This is a genomic window from Brevundimonas sp. (assembly GCF_041919755.1).
GTDB lineage: Bacteria > Pseudomonadota > Alphaproteobacteria > Caulobacterales > Caulobacteraceae > Brevundimonas.
In genome coordinates this window covers 17,241-28,701 of record NZ_JAYRTD010000003.1, presented here as the reverse complement: position 1 = coordinate 28,701, position 11,461 = coordinate 17,241, and the positions used below count along the sequence as shown (strand labels likewise).

The 11,461-nt window shown below is 65.4% G+C and carries 12 protein-coding genes, 1 tRNA gene and 1 pseudogene; 8 read left to right on the top strand and 6 right to left on the bottom strand.

Features of this window, described 5'->3' with window-relative positions:
• Nucleotides 1-49 precede the first annotated feature (49 nt).
• Nucleotides 50-274 carry an alkylphosphonate utilization protein gene (locus ACE3TH_RS05150; RefSeq protein WP_374598007.1) on the top strand — a complete coding sequence of 75 codons (225 nt, stop codon included), beginning with the start codon at nt 50-52 and terminating at the stop codon, nt 272-274.
• 43 nt (nt 275-317) lie between these two features.
• Here the strand turns inward: ACE3TH_RS05150 and ccmB are convergent, their stop codons facing one another.
• Both ccmB and ccmA read right to left on the bottom strand, forming a co-directional pair.
• Entirely contained in the window at nt 318-983 is a 666-nt protein-coding gene (gene ccmB / locus ACE3TH_RS05145; protein ID WP_374598005.1) for a heme exporter protein CcmB, read from the bottom strand.
• Nucleotides 980-1,579 carry a heme ABC exporter ATP-binding protein CcmA gene (gene ccmA / locus ACE3TH_RS05140; RefSeq protein ID WP_374598003.1) on the bottom strand — a complete coding sequence of 200 codons (600 nt, stop codon included), beginning with the start codon at nt 1,577-1,579 and terminating at the stop codon, nt 980-982. The genes ccmB and ccmA overlap by 4 nt, the downstream gene beginning before the upstream one ends.
• Nucleotides 1,580-1,780: 201 nt before the next feature.
• Here ccmA and acnA point away from each other — a divergent pair, with 201 nt between their 5' ends.
• Nucleotides 1,781-4,525, top strand: a complete 2,745-nt coding sequence (gene acnA / locus ACE3TH_RS05135; protein WP_374598001.1) for an aconitate hydratase AcnA — start codon at nt 1,781-1,783, stop codon at nt 4,523-4,525.
• 71 nt (nt 4,526-4,596) lie between these two features.
• Here the strand turns inward: acnA and ACE3TH_RS05130 are convergent, their stop codons facing one another.
• Both ACE3TH_RS05130 and ACE3TH_RS05125 read right to left on the bottom strand, forming a co-directional pair.
• Nucleotides 4,597-5,127: a hypothetical protein gene (locus ACE3TH_RS05130; protein ID WP_374597999.1), complete on the bottom strand. Its 531-nt coding sequence runs from the start codon at nt 5,125-5,127 to the stop codon at nt 4,597-4,599.
• A 66-nt stretch (nt 5,128-5,193) separates the two neighbouring features.
• Nucleotides 5,194-6,062 (bottom strand): annotated as a pseudogene (locus ACE3TH_RS05125) (isoaspartyl peptidase/L-asparaginase family protein).
• 104 nt (nt 6,063-6,166) lie between these two features.
• On the opposite strand from ACE3TH_RS05125, the gene ACE3TH_RS05120 reads away from it, so the two are divergent.
• On the top strand, nt 6,167-7,168 hold the full coding sequence (locus ACE3TH_RS05120; protein ID WP_374597997.1) for an NADPH:quinone oxidoreductase family protein: 1,002 nt from the start codon (nt 6,167-6,169) through the stop codon (nt 7,166-7,168).
• The gene (locus ACE3TH_RS05115; RefSeq protein WP_374597995.1) at nt 7,168-7,881 is read left to right on the top strand and encodes a 2OG-Fe(II) oxygenase family protein; all 714 of its coding nucleotides are present in this window, start codon (nt 7,168-7,170) and stop codon (nt 7,879-7,881) included. Before ACE3TH_RS05120 ends, ACE3TH_RS05115 begins: the two co-directional genes overlap by 1 nt.
• On the opposite strand, the gene ACE3TH_RS05110 is transcribed toward ACE3TH_RS05115, so the two are convergent.
• Nucleotides 7,878-8,276 (bottom strand): YkvA family protein, encoded by a 399-nt coding sequence (locus tag ACE3TH_RS05110; RefSeq protein WP_296167115.1) that lies wholly within the window; start codon nt 8,274-8,276, stop codon nt 7,878-7,880. The genes ACE3TH_RS05115 and ACE3TH_RS05110 overlap by 4 nt on opposite strands.
• A 55-nt stretch (nt 8,277-8,331) precedes the next feature.
• Between ACE3TH_RS05110 and ACE3TH_RS05105 the strand changes: the two genes are divergently transcribed.
• Nucleotides 8,332-9,114, top strand: coding sequence for an SDR family NAD(P)-dependent oxidoreductase (locus ACE3TH_RS05105; protein ID WP_374597993.1), 783 nt, complete (start codon nt 8,332-8,334; stop codon nt 9,112-9,114).
• 130 nt (nt 9,115-9,244) lie between these two features.
• A tRNA-Gly gene (locus ACE3TH_RS05100) sits at nt 9,245-9,319 on the top strand.
• A gap of 163 nt (nt 9,320-9,482) precedes the next feature.
• Here the strand turns inward: ACE3TH_RS05100 and ACE3TH_RS05095 are convergent.
• Nucleotides 9,483-9,845 carry a hypothetical protein gene (locus ACE3TH_RS05095; RefSeq protein WP_374597991.1) on the bottom strand — a complete coding sequence of 121 codons (363 nt, stop codon included), beginning with the start codon at nt 9,843-9,845 and terminating at the stop codon, nt 9,483-9,485.
• Between the two features lie 198 nt (nt 9,846-10,043).
• On the opposite strand from ACE3TH_RS05095, the gene ACE3TH_RS05090 reads away from it, so the two are divergent.
• On the top strand, nt 10,044-10,238 hold the full coding sequence (locus ACE3TH_RS05090) for a helix-turn-helix domain-containing protein (RefSeq protein WP_374597989.1): 195 nt from the start codon (nt 10,044-10,046) through the stop codon (nt 10,236-10,238).
• A gap of 94 nt (nt 10,239-10,332) precedes the next feature.
• Complete coding sequence (locus ACE3TH_RS05085; protein WP_374597987.1) at nt 10,333-11,433, top strand: hypothetical protein; 1,101 nt, start codon at nt 10,333-10,335, stop codon at nt 11,431-11,433.
• Nucleotides 11,434-11,461: the final 28 nt, after the last annotated feature.

Here is an 11,461-nt window from a genome sequence, read left to right as displayed (position 1 = left end):
GTCCCCCATCCCTGTGCTACAGCGTCGCGCCTGATGCGCGGAGACGACCATGACCGACGACGTGACCAAGGATGCCAACGGCAATATCCTGGCCGACGGCGACAGCGTGACCTTGATCAAGGACCTCAAGGTCAAGGGCTCGGGCGGGGTGACGCTGAAGCGCGGTCAGCTGGTCAAAAACATCCGCCTGACCAGCGATACGGACGAAATCGAGGCCAATGTGGAGAAGGTGCGCGGCCTGGTGTTGCGTACGGAGTTCGTGAAGAAGGCCTGATGCGCTGACGCTCGTGACACGTACCCTCGCGGCGTGAGCGCGATTATCCTTGAGCGTTCCGGATTGCCGCTGCGCCTGCGAACGGCGCAATGACGGCGGCGAACAGGACATAGGCTGTAAGCAAGGCCAGGGCCGGGACTGGGGACAGGCTGTTGGTCGCCCGCTCCAGGGCTCCGGCTCCAAAGACCACTGGCGGGATGAACAGCGGCAGGACGACGACGGCGATCAACAGGCCCCCGCGCTTTGACCCAAGCGCTAGGGCCGCGCCCAAGGCTCCGGTCAGGGCAAACCCTAGCCCGCCGATCAGGGCTGACAGTCCCACCAGCGGGGCGAGGGCCGGCGACAGGCCCAGGGTGATGGCGGCAACGGGTGCGGTCAGGGCCAGGGGCCAGCCGACGGCCAGCCACTGGGCCTTCGCCTTGGCCATGATCACGAGTTCCAGCGGGACGGGACCCAGCGCGATGAGGTCCAGCGCACCGTCCTCCAGGTCGCGCTCGAGCAGTCGCTCCAGCGACAGGATCGACGACAGGGCCAGGGCCAGCCAGGCCATGCTGCCCGCGACGGATCTCAGGCCCGCCGGATCGCCACCGGCCGCCAGCGGCACCAGGACGGTTAGACACAGAAAAAATCCGCAGGCTAAGAGAGGCCCGCCACCGCCGGACCAGACCAGTGCCAGTTCGCGACGGAACAGGATCGACAGTCCGCTCACCGGCCAGCTCCAATATCAAGCGTACGGGCCGGCACAGGCAGGGGGTCATGCACGGCGGCGATAACGGCTCCACCCCTGTCGACATGGGCCTGCATGAGTGTGCCGAACACGGCGCGCCAGCGGGAATCCAGCGGACTAAACGGCTCGTCCAGCAGCCATAGCGGTCGTGGTGCGGCGATCAGACGAGCCAGGGCCAGTCTGCGACGCTGGCCCGCGGACAACTGGCGAACCTCCAGATCCAGCAGGGGCGTCAGGGCCAAAAGGTCAGTGGCTGCGGCGACACCATCCGGGTCCGCCCCGGCGAACCGCGCCTGGAATGCCAGTTCATCACGCGCGCTGCGGGCCGTTTTCAGCCCGTCCATCGGTCCTTGCCAGTGGAGATGCCGTCGGCGAGCCTCGTGCACATCCATGCTCCCGAAGGCTATTTCACCTGCCTCGACGCGGATGAATCCTGCTATAGCGCGCAACAGGCTGGTTTTGCCCGCCCCGTTCGCCCCGGTCAGGGCCAGCACCTCTTTGGGCGCGACGGTAAAGGACAGGTTGCGGAACAGCACCCTCTCTCCGCGGGAGACGGTCAAGGCAGAGACAGAAATCATCTGCCACCCCTCCAGTTGCGAACACTTCTCAATGTCCCTGTGGCCAACGTGGATACATGGACGCAAGCGGCTGCCATCGCTATATCCAGCGTCGCCGCAGCAGGCGTTCGCCGCGCGCGCCGGGGACCTGTGTGCCCCTGCGTGGATCGCGCGAACGTGCAACCGGATTGTCGGGCGGCGTTGACCAGAGGAAACCTCTCCATGCCGTCGAACGACAGCCTCAAGACCCGTCAGGACCTTTCCGTCGGGCGCAAGAAATACGCCTATTACAGCCTTCCTGCCGCCGAGGAAGCCGGTCTGACCGGGATTTCCCGCCTGCCGCGCTCCATGAAGGTGCTTCTGGAGAACCTTCTGCGCAACGAAGACGGCGTTTCCGTCACCGAAAACGACCTGAGGGCCGTCGCTGCCTGGATCGACAACAAGGGTTCAGTCGAGCACGAGATCGCCTTCCGCCCTGCCCGCGTGCTGATGCAGGATTTCACCGGCGTGCCCGCCGTGGTCGATCTGGCCGCGATGCGCGATGCCATGTCGGCGCTCGGTGCCGATGCGTCTAAGATCAATCCGCTGGTGCCGGTCGACCTGGTCATTGACCACTCGGTGATGGTCGATCATTTCGGCACGGCCGGAGCGTTCAACCAGAACGTCGAGCGTGAGTATGAGCGCAATATCGAACGCTACAACTTCCTGCGCTGGGGCTCGTCTGCCTTCAACAACTTCCGCGTCGTGCCGCCGGGCACCGGCATCTGCCACCAGGTGAACCTGGAGAACCTGGCCCAGACCGTCTGGACGCTAGAAGAGGGCAAGAAGACCGTCGCCTACCCCGACACCGTCGTCGGCACCGACAGCCACACGACCATGATCAACGGCTTGGCCGTCCTGGGCTGGGGCGTCGGCGGCATCGAGGCCGAGGCCGCCATGCTGGGCCAGCCGATCCCCATGCTGATCCCCGAGGTGATCGGCTTCAAGCTCACCGGCGCGATGACCGAGGGCACGACGGCGACCGATCTGGTCCTGACCGTCACCCAGATGCTGCGCAAGAAGGGCGTGGTCGGCAAGTTCGTGGAATTCTTCGGACCGGCCGTAAGCGGCCTGACCATCGAAGATCAGGCGACCATCGCCAACATGGCCCCGGAGTATGGTGCCACCTGCGGCTTCTTCCCTGTGTCGCGCGCCACCATCGACTATCTGACCGCCACGGGCCGCGACAAGGCGCGCGTCGCCTTGGTCGAGGCCTATGCCAAGGCGCAAGGCCTCTGGATCGACGAAACCTCGGAAGACCCCGTCTTCACCGACGTTCTGGAACTGGACATCTCCACCGTCGTGCCGTCGCTGGCCGGGCCCAAGCGCCCGCAGGACAAGGTCGCCCTGGACGTCGCCGCGCCGTCGTTCGAGACGGCCCTGACCGACGTGTTTAGCCGTGCGGTCGACGCGCCCCGCTACGACGTCGAGGGTGAAAAGTTCACGGTCGGTGACGGCGACGTCGTCATCGCGGCCATCACGTCGTGCACCAACACCTCCAACCCGTCGGTCCTGATCGCCGCCGGTCTGGTGGCGCGCAAGGCCAACGCCCTGGGCCTGAAGGTCAAGCCCTGGGTCAAGACCTCGCTGGCTCCGGGATCGCAGGTCGTCACCGACTATCTGACCGACGCCGGCCTGCAGAAAGACCTGGACGCCCTGGGCTTCAATCTGGTCGGCTACGGCTGCACCACCTGCATCGGCAACTCCGGCCCGCTGGATCCGGCGATCTCCAAGACAATCAACGACAACGGCATCGTCGCGACCTCCGTCCTGTCGGGCAACCGCAACTTCGAGGGCCGGGTGAACCCCGACGTTCAGGCCAACTATCTGGCCTCGCCGCCGCTGGTCGTGGCCTATGCCATCGCCGGCTCGATGCGGATCGACATCACCAAGGAGCCGATCGGCCAGGACAAGAAGGGCAAGGACGTCTTCCTGAAGGACATCTGGCCGACCTCGGCCGAGATCGCCGCCATCCAGAAAAAGTCGGTCACCCCGGCCATGTTCGCCAAGCGCTACAAGGACGTGTTCAAGGGTGACAAGCACTGGCAGGCCATCAAGATCGAGGGCGGCCAGACCTATGAGTGGGAGGACAGCTCCACCTACGTCGCCAACCCCCCGTATTTCGAGGGCCTGTCGATGGAGCCGACGCCGGTCACCGACATCGTCGAAGGTCGCGTGCTGGCTATCTTCGGCGACAGCATCACCACCGACCACATCAGCCCCGCCGGTTCGATCAAGAAGACCTCGCCCGCCGGAGTCTATCTGACCAACCGTGGCGTCGATGCCCTGGACTTCAACAGCTACGGCGCGCGTCGGGGCCACCATGAAGTCATGATGCGCGGCACCTTCGCCAACATCCGCATCCGCAACAAGATCACGCCGGACATCGAGGGTGGCGTCACCAAACACTTCCCGTCGGGCGACACCATGTCGATCTACGACGCGGCCATGCGCTACCAGTCCGAGGGCCGTCCGCTGGTCGTCTTCGCGGGCAAGGAATACGGCACCGGCTCATCGCGTGACTGGGCCGCCAAGGGAACCCGCCTGCTGGGCGTTCGCGCCGTCCTGGCCGAAAGCTACGAGCGTATCCACCGCTCCAACCTGATCGGAATGGGCGTGGTGCCGCTGCAGTTCAAGGCTGACGGCTGGCAGAAGCTGGGTCTGACGGGCGAAGAGATCGTGACGATCCGCGGCCTGTCCGACGTCAACACCGGCCGCCTGCGTCCGCGCCAGGACATCTGGGTCGAGCTGTTCCGCCCCTCGGACGGCAAGATGGCCCGCTTCCCGGTCCGGTGCCGCATCGATAACCAGACCGAGCTGGACTACTTTAAGGCCGGCGGAGTGATGCCCTATGTACTGCGCAACCTGGCGGGCGGGGATCAGCCGACCCCGGCCAATGACGAAGGTGCAGTAATCGCCGCAGAATAGGCTTCGAGCGCTAGCGTTGATAATAAAGGGCCGGCGGAGCGTTCCGCCGGCCTTTTTCATTTTGGGGCGGTTCAGCCCTGGGTGGCGTTGTGCGGGCCCGGATTACGCGGATTGCGGCCGAAGGCCTCCTCGCAGACGGCCCGACCGAAGGCTTCCGACACCATCATCTGGCGATCGCCGAGAAGACCGCCGACGCGGCCCTGAGCGCTGGTCGAAACCCGGATCGGGAAACGGCCCAGAACCCGATTGTTGCGAGCCGGATCGACGAACTCCACGGTGCCGGACAGGTAGTGCTCGCCCTCTCCGTTCAGCAGGGTTTCCAGGCGGCCGGCGCGGTCCAATCCGTTGATGTGGACCCGAAGATCGACCGGCGAGGTGCCCCACATGCAGCGGCGGAGCTCTTCATGCACTTCTTCATTGAAGGTGTCGGCGAAGTCGTCCTCAGCTTCGAGCCAGTCAGACGACATGACGATTGAGCCGATCTGCGCGGTCTCCTGAAGCCCGATCGGCAACGCTAATGGAGGGCCACCTTCGATTACTGGGGCGCAGGCCGCAGTGGCGCTGAGCGCCGCAAGGGTCACGGCGGTGATGAGGGATTTCATATCGGTCTCCTGTGCGTGCTGAAGACTTAGTCGAACCCTGTTCATTGACGAGTGAATTCGGGGTAATCAGCGTCCGAAGACCTCAACCCCGATCTGACCTCCGGTCGTCAGCCAGGCCCTTTTCATGCCCTGGCTGTTGAACGGCGCGGCGATGTTGCCATCGCGTCCAGGGCAATCAGCCCGCCGTCGCCGCCCATGCCACCGATCTGATCGATGACGCCCTGCGTCGCCTCGGCAAGCGGCTGTCCGGCCCCGACGCGCCAGCCGACCTGGGCGGCGGCGGCGACGCGAATGAAATACTCGCCCTGTCCGGTGCAGGAGGTGGCGGACCGCTCGTCGGCCCAGGTCCCGGACGCCGGAAGGGGGGTGTCGCCGACCCGGCCCGGCATCTTGCCGAACACGCCCGCCGTCGAGGTCGCCGCCGCCAGTCGGCCCTGACTGTCCAGCACGCAGCAACCGACAGTGCCATGGCTCAGCGTGCCCGGCGGGTGATTGTCCTCGCCGTGACCGGCCTGAGTGAACCAGGCCGCCTCGTCCCCGATCGGCTCCAGCCCCTGGTCATGTGCAAACAGGGCCGCGCCTTCGCCGGCGAGCATGACGTGCGGGGTCCGGTCCATCACTGCTCGCGCCGCTAAGACCGGATTGCGGAACCCTTGCAGCGCGGCCACCGAACCCGCCTTGCGGGTCGCGCCGTCCATCAGGCTGGCATCCAGCTCATAGGCCCCGGCCAGATTGGGCGAGGCCCCGCGTCCGGCGACATAGAGCCCGGAGTCCTCCAGCATCACCACCGCCTCGACCGCCACGTCCGGCGCACTGGCCCCCGCCTCCAGCCGTGCCTTCATCGCCTCCACGACCTGGCGCATATGCACGACCTCGGCGTCATAGTTCCGCTCGCGCCGCGCGCCTGCGCCACCGTGAAGAATGAGGGCCGTCATGGGTCGTCTCCGGATCGCCTCTTTCAAACGGGCGTGCGGCTGATTAGCCTCTCGTCACGATGCGCGCCACGGGGGCGCGAGCCTTCATGCTGAAAGACCTATCGATGCGCGCAGTCCTGTCCAAGGCCCCCGGCGGCCCCGAAACCCTGGTCGTCGAAGAAGTCATGGATCCGCGTCCGATGAAGGGCGAGGTCGTCATCGATGTGAAGGCCGTGGGCATCAACTTCCCCGACACCCTGATCATCGAGGACAAGTATCAGTTCAAGCCGCAGCGGCCCTTCTCGCCCGGTGGCGAGGTGGCCGGTGTCGTCGAGGCTGTAGGCGAGGGCGTCACCTCGGTGCGCAAGGGCGACCGCGTCATCGCCGTGCCCGGCTGGGGCGGTCTGGTCGAGCGACTGGCGGTCCCGGCGACCAGCGTCATCAAGATCCCCGACGGCATGGACTTTTCCACCGCCGCCGCCCTGATCATGACCTATGGCACCAGCTATTATGCCTTGAAGGACCGGGCCCAGCTGAAGGCGGGCGAGAGCCTGCTGGTGCTGGGGGCGGCCGGGGGTGTCGGCATCGCCGCCGTCGAACTGGGCAAGGCCATGGGTGCCCGCGTCGTCGCCACCGCCTCCACCAACGACAAGGTCCAGTTTGCCCTAGAGGCCGGAGCGGACAACGGCCTGATCTATCCGTCGGGCAAGATGGATAAGGCGGCCCAGAAGGAGCTGTCGGGCGAGCTGAAGCTGGCCTCGGGTCGCGACGGGCCAGACGTGGTCTATGACGGGGTCGGCGGCGACTACTGCGAACCGGCCCTGCGATCCATGGACTGGAACGGGCGCTATCTAGTGGTCGGCTTCCCGGCGGGCATTCCGTCCCTGCCGCTGAACCTGACCCTGCTGAAGTCGGTAGCGGTGATCGGGGTGTTTTGGGGGGCCGCCGTGGCCCGTGACCCGGCCGGCCACGCCGCCAACATGACCGACCTGTTCAAATTCTGGAGCGAGGGCAAGATCAGGCCGCGCATCAGTCGCACCTATCCGTTGGAGCGCGCGCATGAGGCCATCCAGGCCCTGGGCGACCGCTCGGTCATGGGCAAGGTCGTGGTGACGGTCGACGCCTGATGTCTGAGTTGGCGCTGTCACCGTCGCTGGATGTCGCGGCCCTGAGTGCGGCCTTTAAGGTCCATAGGCGACTGCACATCCCGGATGTGTTGACGCCCGACAGCGCCGAGGCCCTGACGGCCGCGATGGAGGCCTACGATGGCTGGCGGGTCAGCGTCCATGCGGGCGGGGAGCGGTTCGAGATCCCCCTGACCGGCGGTCGCGCCGCCGAGCCGGGCAAGCAGAGCTGGATCGACCAGGCCGCGCTGAACGCCGCCGACGACAGCATGCAATATATCTTCGACACCCGGCGCATCACGGTCGAGGGTATCGGCGACGACGTTCAGGATGCCGTGGCGGCCGTGCCCGCCTTTTTTAACAGCTCGGCCTTTATCGCCTTCGTGCGCGGCGTGACCGGCGACGACCGCATCGACTTCGCCGATGCCCAGGCCACCCGCTATCGGCCCGGCCACGTCCTGACCGGCCACAACGACGATGCCGAGGGCAAGAACCGGCTCTATGCCTATGTGCTGAACCTAACCCGCGACTGGTGCATGGACTGGGGAGGGGCGCTGATCTTTCCAGGTGTCGACGGTCAGATCGAACAGGGCTTCGTGCCCCGCTTCAACGCCCTGAATATCTTCGCCGTGCCCATGGATCATGCCGTGACCCAGGTCGCCAGTTTCGCAGCGGCTAATCGCCTGTCGATCACAGGCTGGCTGCGCTCGAACTAGTCGCGCTTCAGCTGCTCCAGCGCCGCATCGGCCTGCTTCTTGTGCCGCGGCCGGATATTGGCCCCCAGCGTCGCGATCAGGGCGGCGATGACGGCCGCGTCGTCGGTGAAGCCGATACCGGCGAATATGTCAGGGATGGCATCCACCGGCAGGACGAAATAGGCCAGCCCACCCATGATCAGCCCCTTGGCCGCCAGCGGCGTCTCGGGATCGCGAGCCGCGAACCAGACGCTCAGGGCCTGCCCCGCAAAGGGAATGCGGGCTGCCGTACGCCGAATCTTGGGCCAGAAGCCCTTCTGGACCCGGACCTCGTTGGTCGCCAGCACGGAGGGCACCAAGGCGCGTTTGGGGTCCAGGGCCTCGTCGGGCGTCATCGGCTTGGTATTCGTGGTCATGGCGGCTAAAGCCCCGCAATCGTCATTCGTTCAATCCCATATAGGAACAGAGGCCATGAAACTCGACGGGTCAATCGCAGCGGTGGTCACGGGTGGGGCCTCGGGCCTCGGCGAAGGCACCGCTCGCGCCATCGCCTCCACGGGGGCTAAGGTCGCCCTGTTCGACATGAACGCCGAAAAGGGCGAGGCCATCGCCGCCGAGATCGGCGGCGTCTTCTGCCAGGTCGACGTCACCTCCGATGAAGAAGTGGCCGCCGCCTTCGCCAAGGCCCGCGCCGCCCACGGCCAGGAGCGTCTGACCGTCAACTGCGCCGGCATCGCCACGGGCCAGAAGACCGTCAGCCGCAAGCGCGACACAGGCGAGACACGCGCCCACGACATGGCCAGCTTCGAACGGACCGTCCGGATCAACCTGTTCGGCACCTTCCGCGTGCTGAGCCAGTCGGCGCTGGGCATGGTCGCCCTGGATCCCATGGAGGACGGTGAGCGCGGCCTGATCGTCAATACGGCCTCGGTGGCGGCCCAGGACGGCCAGATCGGCCAGGCAGCCTATTCGGCGTCCAAGGGCGGCGTCTATGCCATGACCCTGCCGGTGGCCCGCGACCTGGCCCAGGAGGGCATCCGCGTGAACACCATCCTGCCCGGTATCATGTGGACGCCGATGATGGCCGGCATGGACCAGAAGGTTCAGGACAGCCTGGCCGCCGCCATTCCCTTCCCCAGCCGTTTGGGCAGGCCGTCGGACTATGCATCGCTGGTGCTGGAACTGGCCCGCAACGTCTACATCAACGGCGAGTGTATCCGTCTGGACGGGGCTATACGCCTCGCGCCTCGTTAAGACGCGGGAAGGGCGCATCTTGGCGCACTAATGGTCGGGATGCGGTCCCTCTCTGCTTGAGCGCAGAATTTTGCGTTTGGGACTTGCGAGACGTGCGGCCCCTCCGCTATAGGCCCGCCTCCGACTGATTGCGGGCGTAGCTCAGTGGTAGAGCACAACCTTGCCAAGGTTGGGGTCGAGAGTTCGAATCTCTTCGCCCGCTCCAGTTGGAACTGAACAAAGACAAGGCCCTAGCGGAAACGCTGGGGCCTTTCTTTTTCTTCGCTGTGGCTCTGGTCATCAGATGGTCATCACCAAGCAGCGTTTCGAGCTGTTTTCCGGCGGTCGCCTCCAGTGCCGAAACACCGGAGGCGAGCCGTTGCGCGGCCTTAGTTGGTGGTTGAACGCATGGCGATGACGTCAAACAGCAGCTGGCCGAGGGGTCGGCCGTCGTCGAATGTTCGTCCTGCGATCACCCGGCGGGCGATGAGCATATGGTCGTCCTGCTCTTCATCGGTCTCCGCGTGGGCAGCGATCAGTGCAACCGCGATCTTCTGTTCCAGATCGGCCAGGGTCACGGCGGGAGCGGCCAGCACGGCAAACACCTTGTCGGCTCGCTCGTTGGTCAGCGCCTCCAGCGTCTCCTCTGGCTGGCCGGTGTCTGTTGCACGCGCCAAGGCGTCGCTCGCTGCCCGAAGGTCGGCTATCGCTGTGCTGAACGCTGACGCTGTGATATTGGTGGTGCTGGTCATGGGCTCGTTCCGTGGCTGTGGATCGGCCCCCTGTTCCTGTCCAAGGGTGGTGGGGGCCGGTCCGTCATCGGTTAACCGAAGCGATTAACCTAACACAACCGTATTAGCTTCAAGCGGATTGTCAACACGCTTGTATTAGCTTACGCTGTCGGAATGAAAAAGATCACACCCGAAGCAATCAGAGCCGGGCGAGCGCTCATGCAATGGTCACTGCGCGACCTCGCTGCTCACACCGGCCTATCACTGACGACGGTCCATCAGGCCGAGACTGGTAAGCGCGATCCTTGGGATGCCAGCGCCCAGGCAATCATCGCCGCCTTCGAGGCGAACGGTGTCGAGCTGCTGGGCGACGGTGCGCCCGGTGCCCGCATCCACCCGGCACCGCTGCCCTAACCCATAGCACCGCCCTCCGCAGGACACTGACAGCACACCGTTCTCGTCAATCGAAGGACGGTACCGCGCCCTGCGCGGCCAGTCAGATGCCATGATGGCCGGGCTGATCGAGCGGTTCGAAACGAAGACTGGATTCGACCAGGGGATGACGGCTTGGGATGCTGGGCGGAAGCGTAGTTTTCAGTTTGAGTTCCTGGGTGCCCTGCATGATCGCCGTGAGCGATCGATTGCCAACCTGGCGGCGGGCGACAAGGAAGATCAAACCTTCGCTCGCTGGATCAAGGCGCGTGGGTTCTCCGAGTCCGACTGGGCGAAGATCAGGTCGGCCCCCGTCTGGGAGCCCCAGCCCGGCGCGGCGTTCCTCCGGCCAATGGATGTTCCGGACGAAGCTCTCGCCCTTCGGCTGGCTGAAGCCATCGACATGGAAACTCGGCTCGCCGTGCCGCAAACGACGCTGTGGACTAGGGCAAAGCTGATCGGTGAGAACCGGCCGGGCACGATATGGGGCGAGCTGCGCAGGTCCTGGGCCCAGTTCCGATCCTTCAATCTGACGGCTTCGCACCTGTGGGGCGAGGAAGCAGTTCTGCGAGGCCAAGGTGCCGGCATGACACCCTTGGTCGGCACTGCCGCTTACATCGCCCCAATAGTGTTCGCCCTGACTATCGGCGGTGCCATGTCCATTCAGTTGCGGATGCTGGCGATGGGCAACGATCCCAAGCCGACAGACGATCATAGGTTCTGGATGGCGGCCCTTCTGCAAGGCGGCGGCATGGGCCTGCTGACAGATGCGATCTACGCAGCCGAAGCGCGGAACGGGAAGGCTTCTCAGGCAGACGCATTCGGGCCAGGCGGCCAGATGGTCGGGGACGCCTATGATGCCACGCTCGGCAATGTCGGCGAGGTTGCTGAGGGCATGCGCACCGGCGATGACATGGGGGAGGCAGTCGAGGGTGCGAACATCGGCCGAGACGCCAGCAAGGTCGTCAGGCGCTGGACGCCCGGCCAGAATATCTGGTGGGCGCGGGCCGCATGGAACCGCGCTGTGATGGATCAGCTGCAGCGCATTATCGACCCGGAAGCCGAAGAAGACTTCGAACGTCGGGCGAAACGGCTGCAGCGGGACGGCCAGAGCCAGTGGTGGCCCGAGGGCGAACCACTGCCCGAACGAGCGCCGGCGCTTGCCGAACCTGAGTGATCGGCACAGGGTGGCGGCCGGGAGGGAC